The sequence below is a fragment of the Nocardioides sp. GXQ0305 genome (assembly GCF_050880345.1).
Classification (GTDB): domain Bacteria; phylum Actinomycetota; class Actinomycetes; order Propionibacteriales; family Nocardioidaceae; genus Nocardioides.
The window spans coordinates 160,367-177,522 of the sequence record NZ_JBNYXG010000007.1 but is presented as its reverse complement, the minus strand read 5'-3'; the positions used below and the strand labels follow the sequence as shown (position 1 = coordinate 177,522).

At 72.8% G+C, this 17,156-nt stretch carries 24 protein-coding genes; 9 read left to right on the top strand and 15 right to left on the bottom strand.

Annotated elements, in window-relative coordinates; all coding sequences use genetic code 11:
* Genes ACQ1X7_RS17615 through ACQ1X7_RS17605 form a run of 3 tightly spaced genes read right to left on the bottom strand, consistent with a single transcriptional unit; the run spans position 1 to position 2,434 of the window.
* Positions 1–207, bottom strand: a complete 207-nt coding sequence (locus ACQ1X7_RS17615) for a hypothetical protein (protein WP_432479530.1) — start codon at positions 205–207, stop codon at positions 1–3.
* 10 nt (positions 208–217) lie between these two features.
* A complete protein-coding gene (locus ACQ1X7_RS17610; RefSeq protein WP_432479529.1) occupies positions 218–1,318 on the bottom strand; it encodes a fatty acid desaturase family protein in 1,101 nt (366 codons plus the stop codon).
* Positions 1,319–1,345: 27 nt separating this feature from the next.
* Entirely contained in the window at positions 1,346–2,434 is a 1,089-nt protein-coding gene (locus ACQ1X7_RS17605; RefSeq protein ID WP_432479528.1) for a flavin reductase family protein, read from the bottom strand.
* A 114-nt stretch (positions 2,435–2,548) separates the two neighbouring features.
* Here ACQ1X7_RS17605 and ACQ1X7_RS17600 point away from each other — a divergent pair, with 114 nt between their 5' ends.
* Both ACQ1X7_RS17600 and ACQ1X7_RS17595 read left to right on the top strand, forming a co-directional pair.
* Positions 2,549–3,163 (top strand): TetR family transcriptional regulator, encoded by a 615-nt coding sequence (locus ACQ1X7_RS17600; RefSeq protein WP_432479527.1) that lies wholly within the window; start codon positions 2,549–2,551, stop codon positions 3,161–3,163.
* Positions 3,164–3,185: 22 nt separating this feature from the next.
* The gene (locus ACQ1X7_RS17595; protein ID WP_432479526.1) at positions 3,186–3,713 is read left to right on the top strand and encodes a nitroreductase family deazaflavin-dependent oxidoreductase; all 528 of its coding nucleotides are present in this window, start codon (positions 3,186–3,188) and stop codon (positions 3,711–3,713) included.
* Here the strand turns inward: ACQ1X7_RS17595 and ACQ1X7_RS17590 are convergent.
* The 6 genes from ACQ1X7_RS17590 to ACQ1X7_RS17565 form a co-directional block, all read right to left on the bottom strand.
* On the bottom strand, positions 3,700–4,371 hold the full coding sequence (locus tag ACQ1X7_RS17590; RefSeq protein ID WP_432479525.1) for an SDR family oxidoreductase: 672 nt from the start codon (positions 4,369–4,371) through the stop codon (positions 3,700–3,702). The genes ACQ1X7_RS17595 and ACQ1X7_RS17590 overlap by 14 nt on opposite strands.
* Complete coding sequence (locus tag ACQ1X7_RS17585) at positions 4,368–5,336, bottom strand: zinc-binding dehydrogenase (protein ID WP_432479524.1); 969 nt, start codon at positions 5,334–5,336, stop codon at positions 4,368–4,370. The genes ACQ1X7_RS17590 and ACQ1X7_RS17585 overlap by 4 nt, the downstream gene beginning before the upstream one ends.
* A gap of 2 nt (positions 5,337–5,338) precedes the next feature.
* Positions 5,339–5,725, bottom strand: coding sequence for a DUF1304 domain-containing protein (locus ACQ1X7_RS17580; protein WP_432479523.1), 387 nt, complete (start codon positions 5,723–5,725; stop codon positions 5,339–5,341).
* A gap of 143 nt (positions 5,726–5,868) precedes the next feature.
* Positions 5,869–6,612, bottom strand: a complete 744-nt coding sequence (locus ACQ1X7_RS17575; protein ID WP_432479522.1) for a response regulator transcription factor — start codon at positions 6,610–6,612, stop codon at positions 5,869–5,871.
* Between the two features lie 53 nt (positions 6,613–6,665).
* Complete coding sequence (locus tag ACQ1X7_RS17570) at positions 6,666–7,844, bottom strand: NAD(P)-dependent malic enzyme (RefSeq protein ID WP_432479521.1); 1,179 nt, start codon at positions 7,842–7,844, stop codon at positions 6,666–6,668.
* A gap of 44 nt (positions 7,845–7,888) precedes the next feature.
* Positions 7,889–8,215 (bottom strand): S24/S26 family peptidase, encoded by a 327-nt coding sequence (locus tag ACQ1X7_RS17565; RefSeq protein WP_432479583.1) that lies wholly within the window; start codon positions 8,213–8,215, stop codon positions 7,889–7,891.
* A 72-nt stretch (positions 8,216–8,287) separates the two neighbouring features.
* On the opposite strand from ACQ1X7_RS17565, the gene sodN reads away from it, so the two are divergent.
* Positions 8,288–8,689: a superoxide dismutase, Ni gene (gene sodN / locus ACQ1X7_RS17560; RefSeq protein ID WP_432479520.1), complete on the top strand. Its 402-nt coding sequence runs from the start codon at positions 8,288–8,290 to the stop codon at positions 8,687–8,689.
* A 247-nt stretch (positions 8,690–8,936) separates the two neighbouring features.
* Positions 8,937–9,338, top strand: a complete 402-nt coding sequence (locus tag ACQ1X7_RS17555) for an ATP-binding protein (RefSeq protein WP_432479519.1) — start codon at positions 8,937–8,939, stop codon at positions 9,336–9,338.
* Here the strand turns inward: ACQ1X7_RS17555 and ACQ1X7_RS17550 are convergent, their stop codons facing one another.
* Entirely contained in the window at positions 9,339–9,719 is a 381-nt protein-coding gene (locus ACQ1X7_RS17550; RefSeq protein ID WP_432479518.1) for a hypothetical protein, read from the bottom strand. It abuts the gene before it with no gap.
* A 174-nt stretch (positions 9,720–9,893) separates the two neighbouring features.
* Here ACQ1X7_RS17550 and ACQ1X7_RS17545 point away from each other — a divergent pair, with 174 nt between their 5' ends.
* Positions 9,894–10,145, top strand: a complete 252-nt coding sequence (locus ACQ1X7_RS17545) for a WhiB family transcriptional regulator (RefSeq protein ID WP_135074688.1) — start codon at positions 9,894–9,896, stop codon at positions 10,143–10,145.
* 3 nt (positions 10,146–10,148) lie between these two features.
* Here the strand turns inward: ACQ1X7_RS17545 and ACQ1X7_RS17540 are convergent, their stop codons facing one another.
* Positions 10,149–11,618, bottom strand: coding sequence for a histidine kinase N-terminal domain-containing protein (locus ACQ1X7_RS17540; protein ID WP_432479517.1), 1,470 nt, complete (start codon positions 11,616–11,618; stop codon positions 10,149–10,151).
* Positions 11,619–11,708: 90 nt separating this feature from the next.
* On the opposite strand from ACQ1X7_RS17540, the gene ACQ1X7_RS17535 reads away from it, so the two are divergent.
* The 4 genes from ACQ1X7_RS17535 to ACQ1X7_RS17520 are packed head-to-tail and all read left to right on the top strand — an operon-like array spanning position 11,709 to position 15,153.
* A complete protein-coding gene (locus tag ACQ1X7_RS17535) occupies positions 11,709–12,548 on the top strand; it encodes a DUF2785 domain-containing protein (protein WP_432479516.1) in 840 nt (279 codons plus the stop codon).
* Between the two features lie 42 nt (positions 12,549–12,590).
* Positions 12,591–14,294 carry an acetolactate synthase gene (locus tag ACQ1X7_RS17530; protein WP_432479515.1) on the top strand — a complete coding sequence of 568 codons (1,704 nt, stop codon included), beginning with the start codon at positions 12,591–12,593 and terminating at the stop codon, positions 14,292–14,294.
* Positions 14,294–14,776 (top strand): GNAT family N-acetyltransferase, encoded by a 483-nt coding sequence (locus ACQ1X7_RS17525; RefSeq protein ID WP_432479514.1) that lies wholly within the window; start codon positions 14,294–14,296, stop codon positions 14,774–14,776. The genes ACQ1X7_RS17530 and ACQ1X7_RS17525 overlap by 1 nt, the downstream gene beginning before the upstream one ends.
* The gene (locus ACQ1X7_RS17520; protein ID WP_432479513.1) at positions 14,773–15,153 is read left to right on the top strand and encodes a thioesterase family protein; all 381 of its coding nucleotides are present in this window, start codon (positions 14,773–14,775) and stop codon (positions 15,151–15,153) included. The genes ACQ1X7_RS17525 and ACQ1X7_RS17520 overlap by 4 nt, the downstream gene beginning before the upstream one ends.
* Here ACQ1X7_RS17520 and mmuM read toward each other — a convergent pair.
* Genes mmuM through ACQ1X7_RS17500 form a run of 4 tightly spaced genes read right to left on the bottom strand, consistent with a single transcriptional unit; the run spans position 15,101 to position 17,140 of the window.
* On the bottom strand, positions 15,101–16,051 hold the full coding sequence (gene mmuM, locus ACQ1X7_RS17515) for a homocysteine S-methyltransferase (RefSeq protein ID WP_432479512.1): 951 nt from the start codon (positions 16,049–16,051) through the stop codon (positions 15,101–15,103). The two genes, ACQ1X7_RS17520 and mmuM, sit on opposite strands and share 53 nt — an antisense overlap.
* Positions 16,052–16,089: 38 nt before the next feature.
* Positions 16,090–16,164 carry a 50S ribosomal protein bL37 gene (locus tag ACQ1X7_RS17510; protein WP_432479582.1) on the bottom strand — a complete coding sequence of 25 codons (75 nt, stop codon included), beginning with the start codon at positions 16,162–16,164 and terminating at the stop codon, positions 16,090–16,092.
* Positions 16,165–16,223: 59 nt separating this feature from the next.
* The gene (gene rsrA, locus ACQ1X7_RS17505; RefSeq protein WP_432479511.1) at positions 16,224–16,493 is read right to left on the bottom strand and encodes a mycothiol system anti-sigma-R factor; all 270 of its coding nucleotides are present in this window, start codon (positions 16,491–16,493) and stop codon (positions 16,224–16,226) included.
* Positions 16,490–17,140 carry a sigma-70 family RNA polymerase sigma factor gene (locus ACQ1X7_RS17500; RefSeq protein WP_432479510.1) on the bottom strand — a complete coding sequence of 217 codons (651 nt, stop codon included), beginning with the start codon at positions 17,138–17,140 and terminating at the stop codon, positions 16,490–16,492. The genes rsrA and ACQ1X7_RS17500 overlap by 4 nt, the downstream gene beginning before the upstream one ends.
* Positions 17,141–17,156: the final 16 nt, after the last annotated feature.

Sequence of the window (17,156 nt, the reverse complement as noted above, 5' to 3'; positions counted from 1 at the left end):
TCAGGCCGGATCGCTGTCCTCGGTGGCGCGGCGGGCGGAGTCGCGGATCTCGAACACCTCGGTGGCGAAACCGCCGAGCGCACCGGCCACGTCCCGGACCGCGGTGCTGACGATCCCGGCCACCTGACCGACGGTGGTCGCCGCCGCCTCGACGGTGTCCTGGATGACGTCCTTGCGGATCTCGGCGCGGCTCAGTCGGTCGAACATGTCGCCATGATCACGCGGCGGCAGCGGACTCGCCAGTCCGCTGTCCACGGGAGGCCGGCCTCGACGCCCCCGGCAGCGCGAACCGGCAGATCTTCCTGGCCACGCTCCACAGCTGGCCCCTGAGCCGGCCGGTGTTGTACGGCAGGCCGTACCGCTCGCACAGCTCCCGGACCTCGGGCGCGACCAGCGGGTAGCGCCGTGCGGGGAGATCGGGGAACAGGTGGTGCTCGATCTGGTGCGAGAGGTTCCCGGTCATCAGGTGGAAGAGCGGGCCACCGGTGATGTTCGCCGAGCCGAGCATCTGGCGCCGGTACCACTGACCCCGGGTCTCGTCCTCGCACTCCTCCTGGCTGAACGTCGCCACCCCCGCCGGGAAGTGGCCGCAGAAGATGATGTTGAACGCCCACACGTTGCGCACCAGGTTGGCCAACGCGTTGCCCGCGAAGGTCAGCGGGAACAGGGGCCCGGTCAGCGCCGGGAACAGCAGGTAGTCCTTGACGGCCTGCCGACGGATCTTCCGCAGCAGCCCCGGGTAGAGCGGTTTGTTGTCCTCGAGGCTGCGCCGTCCGGCCACGATGTTCTCGACCTCGAGGTCGTGCAGCGCCACGCCCCACTCGAAGAACACCATGAGCAGGAACGCGTAGAGCGGGTTGCCCAGGTAGTACGGACGCCACTCCTGGTCCTCGTCCATCCGCAGGATCCCGTAGCCGATGTCGCGGTCCTTGCCGAGGATGTTGGTGTAGGTGTGGTGGATGTAGTTGTGGCTGTACTTCCACTGGTCGCTGGGGCAGACGGTGTCCCACTCGTACATCCGCGAGTTGAGGCCCGGGTCGCCCATCCAGTCGTACTGGCCGTGCATCACGTTGTGGCCGATCTCCATGTTGTCGAGGATCTTGGAGAGGCTCAGGCTGGCCACGGCCAGCGGCCACAGCGGGGGCAGGTAGAACATGACGCGGCCGGCCACCTCGAGCTGGCGCTGCCGCTTCACGACCGTGCGGATGTAGGCAGCATCCTCCTCGCCGAGGTCGGCGACGATGCGCTGCCGGAGGGCGTCGAGCTCGGCGCCGAGCTCCTCGACCTGCTCGGGGGTGAGGGTGGGGGTCGTGGTCATGGCGGTGGCTCCCTTCCGGAGTCGGTGTCAGAGGTCGACGGAGCAGTCCCCGACCGGGGCGCTCACGCAGACCTGGATGTCCTCGTCGGGCAGGGACGACTCGGCGCCGTTGACGACGTGGCGCACCGTCCCCTCGGTCTTGCGGGCCGTGCAGGAGAAGCAGATCCCCATCCGGCAGCCGTGCTCCGGCGCCAGCCCGGCGGCCTCGGCCTGCTCCAGCAGCGGGGCCCCGGTGTTGTCGACGGTGACGCCGGACCGGGTGAAGGCGACTCGACCGCCGGCCTCGCCGGACCCGGCCGCCGGCGGCTTGAAGTACTCCACCCGCAGGGCGTCGGATCCGGCGTACGCCGCGCGGACCGCGTCGACCAACGGACCCGGTCCGCACAGCCAGGTCGGCACCTCGCGGAAGCCGGGCACCAGCCGCTCCAGCCACATCGGCGAGAAGGCCGGGTCGCCCAGCTCGGGGTGCAGCAGGTGGACGTCGATGCCGTAGCCGGAGGCCCGGACGTCGGCGAGCTCGCTGGCGAAGATCTGGTGGTCCGGGCTCTGCGCGTAGTGCACGAAGGTCACCCGGCCCCGGTGGGTCCGGCGCTGCAGGCTGCGCAACATCGACATCACCGGGGTGATCCCCGAGCCGGCCGAGATCAACAGAACGTGCTCGGGCACCGAGTCGGGGAGCACGAAGTCGCCCTCGGCCTGGGAGAGGTGCACCAGCTGCCCGGGCCGCGCCTCCTCGACCAGGAAGCGGGACACGCCCTGCCCGACCGGCCGGTCGTGGTTGGCGCGCAGCGTGATCGTGAACCGGTCACCGGGACGGGAGTCCGGGCTGGACACGGTGAACACCCGCGTCGTACGACGGGCCCCGCCGAGCTCGACGCCCAGCTGGACGTGCTGTCCGGCACGGTGGCCCTGCCAGGTGCTGGTGGGCTGCAGCGTGATCGTCGCAACGGGCGGGTGGCCGGCCACGTCGACCTCACGAGTGACGTCGACGACGCGGGCCCGGACCTCGTGGGCGGCCCACATCGGATCGACCTGCTCGAGGTAGCGGTCGACCCCGTGGGGCGACGCGAGCGCGGCGACCGCCCGGGAGCGGAGCAGGGTCTGGGCGATGCCCATTACGACCTCCTCTTGAGTGCACGCTTGTTCACTCAACCCTGTCGACCACGCTCCGCGACGTCAAGGCGTCCGCGCTGTGTTCGTGCACACATGTGCCTCACTACGCTGGCTTCCGTGACGCAGACCCGCGGTGAGCGCAAGGAGCAGACCCGGCGCGCCATCCTCGACGCCGCGCTGGAGCTGTCCGAGGACCGGACGTTCGCCGCGCTCTCGCTGCGTCAGGTGGCCCGCCGTGTCGGCATCGTGCCGACGGCCTTCTACCGACACTTCGCGACGCTCGACGACCTCGGGCTCGCCCTGGTCGAGGAGTCGTTCGCCTCGCTCCGGGCGATGCTGCGGGCCGTACGCCGCGACGACCCGTCGTTCGACCAGATCATCGACCGCTCCCTCGACGTCCTGGTCGAGCACGTGCACGCCCAGCGGGGCCACTTCGCGTTCATCGCCCGCGAGCGGGCAGCCGGGCCGCCGGTCGTGCGGGAGGAGATCCGCCACCAGATCGAGCTGTTCGAGCGTGAGCTCGCGACCGACCTGGCCCGGATCCCCGGCACCGAGCCGTGGTCGACCGAGGACCTGCAGGTGCTGGCCGACCTGATCGTCACCTCCGTGGTGGCGACCGCCGAGCAGGTGATCCTCGCCCGCCCCGGGAACGAGCAACGGATCGTGGCCCGCGCACGGACCCAGCTGCGGATGGTCCTGGTCGGCGCCCTCAACTGGCGCTCGCGGGGCTGACCTCCCCACTAGCCTGCGACCCATGGGACTCGCGGAGGACCTCGGCTACGGCCACGACACCGGCAACCCGCTGCACCGTGTGGTGCGGTCGTTCGCGGCCACCCGCCCAGGCGGCTGGTTCTTCTCGCGCACGTTGCGCCACCTCGACGACGTGGTCGCGCGGCTGAGCCGCGGCCGGCAGAGCGCCCCCGGCCTGCTCGCCGGGCTGGCGGTGCTCGACCTCACGACGACCGGGCGCAGGTCCGGGTTGCCCCGCACCAGCCACCTCATCGCCGCGCCCTACGCCGGCACGCTCGCGCTCCTCGGCACCAACTTCGGCCAGGCGAGCACCCCTGCGTGGGCGCTCAACCTCGAGGCCGAGCCCCGCGCGACCGTCAGCCACCGCGGCACCAGCCGCGACGTGGTCGCGCGCCCGGCCACCGACGCCGAGGCCGAGGAGGTCTTCGCGGCGGCCGCGACCTTCTACGTCGGCTACCAGCACTACCGGCAGCGGGTCGACGGCCGCCGGAGGATCCGGGTGTTCGTGCTCGAGCCGGTCACCGCGGCTTGACCGACACGTCGGTCACGGTCGCGTCCGGCCCGAGGTCGAGCACGCCGAGGATCGCCTCCGCCACGGTCTCGGGCCGGACCCACTGGGCGGCGTCGTAGTCCTTCCCCTCCTGCGCGTGCACCTTCTCCTGCATCGGGGTGGCGGTGCGGCCGGGGAACACGGTCGTGACCCGGACGCCGTGCCCGGCCTCCTCACCACGCAGCGAGTCGGCGAGCGCGCGCAGGCCGTGCTTCGAGGCGGCGTACGCCGCCCAGGTCGGGTGGGCGACCTGGCCGGCACTGGAGTTCACGAAGACCACGGTCCCGCGCGCGGCGCGCAGCGCCGGGAGGGCGACCCGGGTCAGCGCGGCGGGGGCCACCAGGTTCACGCGGAGGGTGGTGTCCCAGGTCTCGACGTCCAGGTCGGACACCGGGCCGAGCTCGACGACACCGGCCAAGTGCACGACGGAGTCGAGCGCGTCCGGCAGCGGCAGCGACTCCACGGAGTCGGGGTGGGCCAGGTCGGCCACCAGCACCGCCACGCCGTCGAGCCGGCCCGCCAGCTCGGCCGCACGCTCCTCGGAGCGGGCGATGGCGACGACCTCGTCGCCCCGGTCGAGGAGTCGCTGCGCGAGGACGGCGCCGATGCCGGACCCGGCACCGGTCAGCAGGTGGATCATCGGGTGAAGACGACCTTGCCGAACAGGTCCCCGTCGGCCATCGCCGCGAAGCCGTCGCGGGCCTGCTCCATCGGGAGCGTGCGGTCGATCACCGGTCGGGTGCCGGTGGCGTCGAGCATGCTCATCAGGGAGGCCAGCTCGGTCTTGGTGCCCATCGTCGAGCCGATGACCTCCAGCTGCAGGAAGAAGATCCGGGTCAGGCCGGCGTCGTCGACGTCCGGCCCCGACGTCGTCCCCGTCACCACGATCCGGCCGCCGACCCGCAGGGATCGGATCGAGTGCGACCACGTCGCGCGCCCCACCGTCTCCATGACGGCGTCGACCTTGACCGGCAGCCGAGCGCCCGACTCGAACACCTCGTGGGCGCCGAGCTCGAGCGCACGCTTCCGCTTCGTCTCGTCGCGGCTGGTGGCGAGCACCTTGAGGCCGCCTGCGCGGGCCAGCGTGATCAGCGCCGTCGCGACCCCGCCCCCCGCGCCCTGCACGAGCACGGTGTCACCCGGCCGCAGGCCGCCCCGGACGAAGAGCATCCGGTAGGCCGTGAGCCAGGCGGTCGGCAGGCAGGCGGCCTCCTCGAAGGACAGCGACGACGGCTTGGGCACCACGTTGCCGCGCGGGACGGCGACCTTCTCGGCGAACGTCCCCTGGTAGCGCTCGGACAGCAGCGACCGCCTCGGGTCGAGCGTCTCGTCGCCGCTCCAGGCCGGGTCGCTGATCACGGCGTGCACGACGACCTCGTTGCCGTCCTCGTCGATCCCGGCGGCGTCGCAGCCCAGGATCATCGGCAGCGCCTCCTCCTTCAGGCCCACCCCGCGCAGGGACCAGACGTCGTGGTGGTTGAGCGAGGCGGCCTTCACGGTGACCGTGGTCCACCCGTCGGGCACCTCGGGGTCGGGACGCTCCCCGACCACCAGCCCCTGCAACGGGTCCTCGGCACTGAAGCTGTCGGCGTAGACGGCGAACATGCTCACGAGGCTATCGAGTCCACGAGCAGCGCCAGCAGGGCCACCGCCGGCACCGCACCCTGCACCACTGCCGCCCGCGCCCTGCTCCGGTCGCTCAGCACCAGCACCAGCGCGGCGGCGGCCATGCTGCCGCACCCGAACACCAGCAACGGGGCACCCGCGTCGGAGTCGAGCGCCACCAGGGGCACGCCGGCGGCCACCCCGACGGCGAGGAAGAGGTTGTAGAAGCCCTGGTTGTAGGCCAGCGGCGCCGTCATCCGGGCCGTCTCCTCGGTGGTCCCGAACACCCGACGCGTTGCGGGCTCGTTCCAGCGCAGCGACTCCAGCACGAAGATGTAGACGTGCACGACGGCGGCCAGGGACGCAGCGACGAGGGCGACCACCAGCACTCGGCGACCCTAGCGCCATGCCCCTCCGCCCGGCTTCCCCCAGCCGGGCAGAGGGGCCGCGCGTCCGGGCGTCCCCCGGCACCCGGACCGCCCGAGCGTCCCTCCCCCGTGGCGTGAATCCTGTGGTGTGGGCCGGGCGAGCGCTAGATGGCGCTTCGGCCACCTTGACGCCACCACGCCGCGAGGGCGGTCCGGCTCCTCACGTCGGCAACGTCGAACAGGTCGGCCACGTGCTTGCGCACCGTGCGGGCCGAGATGCCGAGCCGCCGGGCCACCTGCTCGTTGGTGTGTCCCTGGCTCACCAACGCGGCGACCTCCCGCTGCCGCGGCGTGAGCAAGGTCCCGCCACCCGGGCCGGACCACTCGCGCAGCGCCTGCCCGGCCTCGCGCATCGCGAACCCGGCGTCGACGAGGCGACGTACGTGCTCGAAGGCCTCGAGCTCCCGGTCTGCGAAGTCGCGGTCCTCGCGCCAGAGGGACAGCAGCCGGAGGTCACGACGGCGACACGGGAAGGTGAGGGCGCTCTGGTAGCGGTGGCCGCGAGGCTCGAGGCACACCTCCCAGACCTCCATCCGCTCCAACCGGGTGAGGCTGACCACGTCGGTGAGCCGGGTGGTGCCGGCGGGGGCGGTGGTCAACCATCGCGCGTAGGGGTGGGTCGGCAGCAGCCGGCGCCACCGCACCTCCTCGTCGGCGTCCAGCGGGTCGGCGCCATGGGTCTCGACCAGCGCCGGCCCCCGGCCGGTGATGTCCAGCTCGCTGAAGGTGACCGTGTCGGCCCCGACCTGCCGGTCCAGGAGGGCCAGCAGGTCGGGCACCACGGCCGCGCCCTCGGCGATGCCGTGGGCGATCTCCGTCGCGCGGCGGGCCAGGACGGGGCGGTCCACCCGGCCACTCTGGCACCGGTGCTCGTCGCGGAGCAGTGGTGGTCTGGACCGGCTCAGTCGCGCGCGACCCCGTCGCGGCGGGCGGCCTCGGTGACCGCGTCGGCCACCGCCGGGGCGACCCGGGGGTCGAACGGCGACGGGATGACATAGTCCTCCCGGAGGTCCTCCCCCACCAGGTCCGCGAGCGCACCGGCCGCGGCGAGCTTCATCCCCTCGGTGATCGCGGTGGCGCGGGCGTCGATCGCACCGCGGAAGATGCCGGGGAAGGCGAGCACGTTGTTGATCTGGTTGGGGAAGTCGGACCGGCCGGTGGCGACGACCCGGGCGTACCGGTGCGCGACCTCGGGATGCACCTCCGGGTTCGGGTTCGCCATCCCGAACACGATCGCCTCGTCGGCCATGCTCGCCACCACCTCCTCGAGCACGGTGCCGCCGCTGACCCCGAGGTAGGCGTCGGCGCCGGCCATCACGTCGGCCAGCCCACCCCGCCTGCCGGTGACGTCGGCGGTGTCACGGGCCAGGGCCTGCTTGACCCGGGTGAGGTCGGATCGGCCCGAGTGGAGCACGCCGCGCCGGTCGAGCACCGCGATGTCGGAGATCCCTGCCTCGAGGAGGATCCGGGTCACTGCCACCCCCGCGGCGCCGGCGCCCGAGACGACCACGCGCGTGGTGCCGGGGTCACGCCCGGTGAGCCTCAGCGCGTTCTCCAGGGCGGCGAGGGCGACCACGGCGGTGCCGTGCTGGTCGTCGTGGAAGACCGGCATGTCGAGGCGTTCCTTGAGCCGGTCCTCGATCTCGAAGCAGCGGGGGGCGGAGATGTCCTCGAGGTTGATGCCACCGAAGCTGGGCGCCAGCCGGCAGACGGTCTCGATGATCTCCTCGGTGTCGGTGGTGTCGAGGCAGATCGGGAGCGCGTCGACCCCCCCGAACTCCTTGAAGAGCACCGCCTTGCCCTCCATCACCGGCATCGCCGCGGCCGGGCCGATGTCACCGAGACCGAGGACCGCCGTGCCGTCGGTGACCACGGCGACGGTGTTGGGCACCCAGGTGTAGTACCGGGTCAGCTCGGGGTCGGCCGCGATCGCCTCGCAGACCCGGGCGACGCCGGGCGTGTAGGCCAGGGACAGGTCGTCGGGCCCGGTGAGTCCGACGGTCGACCTGATCGCCATCTTGCCGCCGACGTGGAGGTCGAAGACGGGATCGCCGGCCTGCGGGTGGTCGGGGACAGCCATGATCGCCGATGCTCCCACACCGCTCACGGACGGCACGTCGTGTCTCACCGGCCTCGCAGGGTCCGGGGCCGGGGCCACACCCGGAGCACCGCCACCCCGAGGACGTCCTCGTCGGCCACCGGGCCCCGGTGCCGGGAGTCGACGCCGGCGGGGTTGTCCCCCAGCAGCCACCAGGCGGCGTCTCCGGTCCGGGTCTCGACGCGGCGTTCGGCCCGTTTGACCGCGAGGGTCCCGTCGGCGAGCCGCGCCACCACGACGCTCCCCGCCCGGGGGGAGGCGCCGTACCGCACGAGCAACCGGTCTCCCGGGGTCAGCGTGGGGCGCATCGAGTCGCCGCGGACGACGGCCCATCCCAGCGGCACTCGGGCCACCTTCAGGGGTGAAGACACAGCGAGTAGTGTCGCAGTGACGACACGATCCCCAGCAGATAGGACACACAGACGATGTTCGCGAAGCTGTTCGCCCCGACCGTCGAGGTCTCCGCCCACTGCGACCTTCCGTGCGGCGTCTACGACCCGGCGCAGGCCCGGATCGAGGCCGAGTCCGTCAAGGCCATCATCGAGAAGGTCGCCGACAACGACGACCCCGACTTCCGCACCCGGGCCGTCCTCATCAAGGAGCAGCGCTCCGAGCTGGTCAAGCACCACCTGTGGGTGCTCTGGACCGACTACTTCAAGCCCCCGCACTTCGAGAAGTACCCGCAGCTCCACCAGCTGGTCAACGAGGCCACCAAGCTGGCCGGCGCCACCGGCACCAAGGGCGAGATGGACGCCGCCAAGGCCGACGAGCTGCTCGCCAAGATCGACGAGATCGCCGAGATCTTCTGGGAGACCAAGAAGGCCTGATCCCGGCCCGGCGAAGCCGTGCCGAGATCACGGCCTTCGCGTGTCGAAAGCGCGACTGAGCGCACCGAAGTCGCGACCGCGGCACCGCAACCCCAGACCGCCTGCGGCAGCCGACGTGCCGGGCGCGACCGAGCGAAGCGAGGTCGCGACCCCGACGCCAGGCCCACCGTCGGCGAGTGGTGGACGGTGCGGAGCCGCTTCCCCACTAGGGTCGGGACCGTCACCGACGAGGGGAGGCCCGTTCCGCATGGCCACGAGCGTCACCGAGCGTCCGCAGGCCGACGTCGAGGTGCGGGTCCCTGCGGACAGCGCCTTCGTGTCGGTGCTGCGCTCGACCGCGGCCGGCGTGGCCTCGCGGCTGGACTTCGACCTCAGCACCATCGAGGACCTCCGGGTGGCGGTGGGAGAGGCCTGCGCCCTGGCGCTGCCGCAGGCCGACGAGGGGAGCAGCCTGCGGGCCGAGTTCCACCTCGCCCCGCGCCACCTGACGGTCAGGGTCTCGGTGACCGGCACCGAGGTGCAGGCGCCCGACCGCGAGAGCTTCGCCTGGCAGGTGCTCGACACGCTAGCCTCCGGGGCGACGACCGAGGTCGACGGTGGCCTGCTGGCGATCGTGCTCGGCGTGGGGGGCGAGTCGCTGCCGGGCTGATCACTCCTCGGCGAGCGCATCGATGCTGGCCGGGTGGAAGATCCCGGCCAGCACCACAGCCGCGACCACCGCCAGGGCGATCGCCACCAGCGTGGTGGGGCTCCCCCGGAAGCTCCATGCGAGGCCGAGCTGGATCAGCTGGGCCAGCACCGCCGGCCCGCGCGCCCACGACACCCGCCGTACGAGCAGCAGTCCGCACCCGACCAGCAGGGCCCCGTAGGCGGCGAAGAAGGCGGTGGTCGTCAGGCCCATGGTCAGCCGCGTCGAGGTGAGGCTGAAGATCTCGACCAGGGCGAGCACGACCACCACCACACCCTCCACCGCCACCAGGGAGGCGGCCACGGTGAGGGGGGCGGGACGGTCGGGACGGACGCCGGTCACGCCGGTCAGCCTAGAAGGTGGCCACGAGGTGTCGGGCATCACGGAATCGAGTGCGTGGGGGGCTTGTTTACCGATCGAACTCTTGTCACGCTAGGTGATCGCTCGTGAAAGCGTTCACTTTGCGTGCCGTGAGCAACGCCCCCAGCGACCCGAGAGAAAGAGGAAAGCCCAGCCATGGATTGGCGCGACCGTTCCGCGTGCCTCGACGAGGACCCGGAGCTGTTCTTCCCGATCGGCAACACCGGGCCGGCCATCCTCCAGATCGAGGAGGCCAAGCAGGTCTGCCGGCGCTGTGAGGTGCGCGAGCAGTGCCTGCAGTGGGCGCTGGAGGCAGGGCAGGACCACGGCGTCTGGGGCGGTCTGAGCGAGGACGAGCGCCGCGCCCTGAAGCGTCGCAACGCCCGGGCGCGGGTCCGGACCGCCTGAGGCTCACTCCAGCGGTACGTCGATCGCGACCCTGGTCCCCCGCGCATCCGGCCGCGGGCCGATCTCCAGCTGGCCGCCCAGCTCGGACTCGACCAGCGTGCGCACGATCGAGAGCCCGAGCTGGGTCGAGGCCGCCGGGTCGAACCCGGCCGGCAGCCCTGAACCATCGTCCTCCACCGTGACGTGCAGCCGGCCGACCAGCCGGCCCGCGGTCACCCGGATCAGCCCGTCGGTGGCGCCCTCGCCGTAGCCGTGCTCGACGGCGTTCTGCACCACCTCGGTGAGCACCATCGCGAGCGCGGTGGCCACGTCGGAGCCGAGCTCGCCGAAGGAGCCGCTCCGCTCGACGCGGACGTGCTCCCCCGCGAGGCCGACGTCGGTGACCATCCGGCCCAGCCGGTCGGCGATGTCGTCGAAGGCCACCTGCTCCTCCACGGCGGTGCTCAGCGTCTCGTGCACCACCGCGATGGACCCGACCCGGCGGACGGCCTCCTCCAGCGCGGCCCGGGCCTCGGCCGAGTCGATGCGCCGCGCCTGCATCCGGAGCAGCGCGGCGACGGTCTGCAGGTTGTTCTTGACCCGGTGGTGGATCTCCCGGATGGTGGCGTCCTTGGTCACCAGCTCCCGGTCGCGGCTACGCAGCTCGGTGACGTCACGCAGCAGCACCAGGGCACCGATCCGCTCCCCCGTCGGCTGCAGCGGCACCGACCGGAAGATCACGGCCATCTCGTCGGCGGCGAGCTCGGTGTCGCCGTGCACCCGTCCGGAGAGCACGGCGGACAGCCGTTCCTCGTCGGGCCGCTGGCGCACCGGTACCAGCTCGCGGGCCACGTCGGCGAGCACCAACCCCTCGAGGTCGCCGGACAGGCCGAGCCGACGGAACACCGAGAGCGCGTTGGGGCTGGCGTAGCCGACCCGGCCGTCGGCGTCGACGCGCACGAAGCCGTCGCCCACCCGCGGCGAGTCGGCGTGGTCGCTGCGCTGGCCGGGCAGCGGGAAGGTGCCGCGGGCGATCATCTGGGTCAGGTCGGCCGCGGTCTGCAGGTAGGACAGCTCCAGCCGGCTCGGCGTGCGGACCCCGAGCAGGTTGGTGTTGCGGGCGATGACGGCGATCACCCGACCGCCGCGCCGTACCGGGATCGTCTCCACCCGCACCGGCACGTGGTCGCGCCACTCGGGATCGCCCTCGCGCATGAGCCGGCCGCGGGCGAGTGCCTCGTCGAGCATCGGCCGCCGGCCGCCCGGCACGAAGCTGCCGACCACGTCGTCGACGTACGCCGTGGGGCCGGTGGTGGGCCGCATCTGACCGGCCGCCCAGAATCCCCGTCCCTCGCGGTCGGGCAGCCACAGCACCAGGTCGGCGAAGGACAGGTCGGCGATGATCTGCCAGTCGGCCTGGATCAGCTGCAGCCACGCGACGTCGTCGTCGTCGAGGTCGGTGTGGCTGCGCACGAGCTCGGTCAACGACGGCACGGCCCGAGCCTAGGACGTGGACTCGGGCTCGGGGCCGGCCCGTCGCTCCCGACTACGGGCCGTGGCCGGGTGGCTGGCAGGATGGCCCCCATGGCACGGTCGTACTGGAAGCAGGTGCTCGATCACGGCCTGCAGGTACCGACCGACCGGCCGCTGGACGACCTGACCGCGGAGCTCACCAGCATGCTCGGGTCCGCCGACCCGGTGCTCCGCGACGGCACGGCCTACCCCGCGCTCGCCACCTGGGTCGACCGCGGCGTCTACGACGACCTCCTGGTGGGACTCGGTGACGGGATGGCCGCGGGACTCACCGTCGGGCTCGGCGAGGTGGGCACCGACTCGGTGTTCCGGCGCACGTTCAGCGTGCTGGTGCTGGCCGCGGTCATCGAGCGCGACACCGCGGCGCAGCTGCTCCCCGGCGACCAGGTGCTCCGCTGGGGCGACCGGATCGTGTCGTGGCTGCTCCGGGAGCGGGACCTGCGCGGCTACGTGCCCGGCAAGGGCTGGGCGCACTCGGTCGCCCACGGCGCCGACGCGATCGCCGCGCTGGCCGGCTCGCGCCACTTCGGGGCGACGGAGCTCACCGTGCTCCTCGACGTGCTGGCCGACCGGATCCTGTCCGCCGACACCCAGCTGGAGTCCGGCGAGCCCGACCGGGTCGCCTCCGCCGTGATGGCCGTGCTGCGCCGCAACCTGGTCCCGACCAAGGTGGTCGAGCCCTGGGTCGCGCGTCTCGCCGCGAGCGGCAACCCCTACGTCCTGCGCGGGGACCGCGACCCCTACCTCGCGACCAACAACGCCCAGCAGCTGTTGCGCTCGCTCTACCTGCACCTCGCGGTCGCTCCCGGTCCGCCGGCCGACAAGGCCGACCTGGTGCTGGCAGCGGTCGACGCCCTGCGGGCGACCAACCCCTTCACGCTGGCCCGCTGACTCCGCTGTCGGACCCGCCCTACCGTTGAGTAGCCTGCGGGCATGACCGACCTCGACGAGTCCGCCGCCTCCCCCGTCGACGAGACCGCCGCGGACGGCACGACGAGCGGCCACGCAGGCGAGCTCGCGGTCGCCGTCGCCCGCGCCCACGGGGTCGAGACCATGTTCACCCTGTCCGGCGCCCACGTCTTCCCGATGTACGACGGCGCGGTGAAGGCCGACCCGCCGATGCGGCTGGTCGACGTACGCCACGAGCAGACCGCGGCGTTCGCGGCCGAGGCCACCGGGAAGCTGACCCGGGTGCCCGGGCTCGCGGTCCTGACCGCCGGCCCCGGCGTGACCAACGGGGTCAGCGCGATCGCGCAGGCGCAGTTCGCGGGCTCGCCGATGGTCGTGGTCGGCGGCCGCGCCCCGGCCAACAGGTGGGGCAGCGGCAGCCTGCAGGAGCTCGACCATCCGCCGGTCCTCGGCCCCGTCTCGAAGGCGGCGCGGACCATCCACACCGCCGACGGGGTGCTCGACGGGTTCCACGACGCGTTCACCACCGCCGCCTCACCGCACCGCGGGCCGGTGTTCGTCGACGTCCCGATGGACGAGTTCTTCAACTCGGCCTCCGGGACGCTGCCCGAGGCGAACCGGAGCCCCGGCGCGGAGCCCGACCCCGACTCGATCGGAGAGGTCGCCGAGCTCCTCGCGTCCGCGGGGCGTCCGGTCCTGGTGCTGGGCACCGACGTGTGGGCCGACGGCGCCGAGGAGGCGGCCTTGCGCTTCGTCGAGGCCGCCGGCGTCCCGACGATCACCAACGGGATGGGGCGTGGCGTCGTCCCGGGCGGCCACCCGCTGCTGGTGACCAAGGCCCGGGGCCTCGCCTTCGGGGGCGCCGACCTGGTCGTGGTGGTCGGCACTCCGCTGGACTTCCGGCTCGGCTACGGCGTCTTCGGCGGCAAGGAGGGCAGCACGCCGGCGCAGGTGGTGCACGTCGCCGACTCCGCCGGACAGCTCTCGGGCCACGCCGACCTCGCCGCCTCGGTCGCCGGTGACCTCACCCGCGTGTTCGACGACCTGCAGCAGGCCCTCGAGCAGGTCGTACGCCGGCCCGACTGGTCGGCGTGGGTCACCGACCTCCAGGACACCGTCCGGAGTGCGGTCGAGCGGGACGCCGGGCTGCTCGCCGCCGAGGCCGACCCCATCCACCCGGCGCGGATCTACGGCGAGCTGGTGCCGCGGCTGGCCGACGACAGCGTGGTGATCGGCGACGGCGGCGACTTCGTCAGCTTCGCCGGCAAGTTCGTCGAGCCGAAGCGGCCCGGCGGCTGGCTGGACCCCGGCCCCTACGGCTGCCTCGGCGCCGGACTGGGGTCGGCGATGGCCGCCCGGCTCGCGCGGCCCTCCTCGCAGGTGGTGCTGCTGCTGGGCGACGGCGCCGCCGGCTTCTCCCTGATGGACGTCGACAGCCTGGTCCGCCACGACCTGCCGGTGGTCATGGTGTGCGGCAACAACTCCGCGTGGGGGCTGGAGAAGGGCCCGATGCAGATGATCTACGGCTATGACGTGGCCGCCGACCTCGCCCAGCGCACCCGCTACGACGAGGTGGTCAAGGCGCTCGGCGGTGCGGGTGAGACGGTCACCGATCCCCGTGAGGTCGGGCCCGCGATCGACCGGGCCTTCGCGTCCGGCGTCCCCTACCTCGTGAACGTGATCACCGACGTCGACGCGGCGTACCCCCGCGCCACCTTCGGGGTCTGATGGAGCTGCGGCTGGCCCGGTCCGACGAGCTCGACGCCGTCGGGGAGATCACGCTCGCCGCCTACGAGGACTTCACGACCGGGACCGAGGACTTCTACCGGCAGCACCTCCGCGACGCGGCCCGCCGCGCCCGGGAGGCGGAGCTGTGGGTGGCGGTCGACGGGGACGCCGTCCTGGGCACGGTCACGTACTGTCCCCCGGGCTCGCCGTGGCGCGAGCTCGGGGGCGACGACGAGGGTGAGTTCCGGATGCTCGCCGTCGACCCGGCTCACCAGAAGCGCGGAGCCGGGCACGCGCTGGTGGCGCACTGCGAGGGCCGGGCGCGCGACCACGGCGCGACCGGGATGGTGCTCTCCTCGCTCGCCGAGATGGCCGCCGCCCACCGGGTCTACCTGCGCCACGGCTACGCCAGGGCGCCGGAGCGGGACTGGAGCCCGGTCGTCGGCGTGCACCTCATCGCCTTCACCAAGGAGCTGCCGTGACCGCCGACCGCACCGCCACCCTGACCTTCAGCGTCGCCGACGACGACACGGCGCAGGCCCTGGGCAGCGGCTCGTTGCCGGTGCTCGCCACCCCCCGGCTGCTCGCCTGGTGCGAGGCGGCCACCTGCGCCGCGATCGAGCCGGAGCTGGGCGAGGGCGCGACGTCGGTCGGCACCCGCGTCACCCTCGAGCACCAGGCCGCGTCGCCGGTCGGGGCCGAGGTCGAGGTCACCGCCTCCGCGACCTACGTCGACGGCCGGCTGCACCGGTTCGCCGTGGCTGCCCGGCACTCCGCCGACGGCCGGGTCGTGGCCACCGGCGAGGTCACTCGGGTCGTGGTCGACGCGGAGCGCTTCCTCTCCCGCCTGGCCCGGTGATTCGGGGTGGGCTCACCCTGCGGGGAAAGCCCAGCTCCACGTGGCGGGTGAGGGCCGCGACGTCGTCGGGGCCGGTGCCGCAGCAGCCGCCGACGTACGCCGCGCCGGCGGCCACCCACGACCCCACGAGCCCGAGGTCGAGGGGCGCGCCGTAGTCCCACTGCTTCGTGGCCGCGTCCCAGCTGCCGCCGCGGTTGGGGTAGGCCACGGCCGGGAGCCCGGTCACCGCCACGGCCGTGCGGACCGCGTCGAGCACGTCAGCAGCGGCCGAGCAGTTGACCCCGGCGGCGACCACGCTGGTCGAGCCCGCCACCACGGCGTAGGCGTCGGAGAGCGACTGCCCGGCGTTCGTGGCCGCCCCGGCCACGGAGTAGCTGAACCAGGCCGGCAGGCCCAGCTCGTCGAGCAACGGGACCAGCACCTCGGCCTCGTCGGCGTCGGGGATCGTCTCGACGGCCAGCAGGTCCGGGCCGGCCGCGGCGAGCAGCTCCAGCCGAGGGGCGTGGAAGTCGCGCAGCCCGGCGGCGGTCACGCCGTAGCGGCCGCGGTACTCCGACCCGTCGGCGAGGTAGGCGCCGTACGGGCCGACGGAGGCCGCGACCAGCAGGCCCGGGCGGGAGTCGGCGAGCTCGTCGCGCACCTCACGTGCGAGGGCCACGCTCCGCCCGACCAGGCGCGCGGCAGCGTCAGGTTCGTGGCCGACGGCGACGAGTCCGTCGACACTGACCTGGTAGCTGGCCGTCGTGGCGACCTGCGCGCCGGCGAGGTAGAAGTCGCGGTGTGCCCGGGCGAGCCGCTCCGGCTCCTCCGCGAGCAGCCGGGCGGTCCACAGCGGGCCGTCGAGGTCAGCGCCCCGCGCCTCCAGCGCCGTGGAGAGACCGCCGTCGAGCACGGTCACGCCGGTCACCGTCCGCTCCGGAGGTGTCGAGCGTGCCCTCAGCTGTTGGGGCGCTTGCCGTGGTTGGCGTTCTTCTTGCGCCGAGCGCGGCGCTTGCGGCCGGTCTTGCCCATGATGTCCTCCTGGTCGAGTGCTCGGAGCAGTGTGCCAAAGCGGGGCGGCCGGAGGCCAATCAGGCCTCGGTGATCCGGACCTGCACCTCGCGGATCTGGACCATCACCCGCTGCCGGAGGTCGGTCGGCGCGGCCTCGGAGCACGAGCGGGCGACCACGGCCTTCACGGTCCGCTGCAGGTCGAACCGCTCGAGGCAGGGCCCGCACTCGTCGAGGTGGGCCTGCACGGCGGTGCAGTCGGCCTCGTCGAGCTCGTTGTCGAGGAAGTACACGATGCGCTCGAGGTAGTCGGCGCAGTCCGTGCCGGGCTCGTGCTGGTGGCCGCTCACTGGTCTTCTCCCCCCGTCGTGCCCACGGGAAGCAGGTCGTGGGTCCGGACGTAGTCGGACAGCATGTCGCGCAGCTGGCGACGGCCACGGTGGAGCCGAGACATGACGGTGCCGATCGGGGTCTCCATGATCTCGGCGATCTCCTTGTAGGCGAATCCCTCCACGTCGGCGAGGTAGACGGCCAGCCGGAACTCCTCCGGGAGCCGCTGCAGGGCCTCCTTGACCTCGCTGTCGGGGAGCCGCTCGAGCGCCTCGGTCTCGGCCGACTTCAGCCCGGAGGAGGTGTGGGACTCGGCGCGCGCGAGCTGCCAGTCCTCGACGTCCTCGGTCATCGCCTGCTGGGGCTGGCGCTGCTTCTTGCGGTAGCTGTTGATGAAGGTGTTGGTGAGGATCCGGTAGAGCCACGCCTTGAGGTTCGTGCCCGGCCGGAACTGGTGGAAGGACGAGAACGCCTTCGTGTAGGTCTCCTGGACCAGGTCCTCGGCGTCGGTGGGGTTGCGGGTCATCCGCATCGCGGCCGAGTAGAGCTGGTCGAGGTACTGCATCGCGTCACGCTCGAAGCGCGCGGCGCGCTCGTCGTGGGTCTCGGTCTCGACGTCGATCTCCGTGGGATCCGGTTCGACGGTGGCGGTGGGGTCGTCTGTCATCGTCCCCCAGCCTACT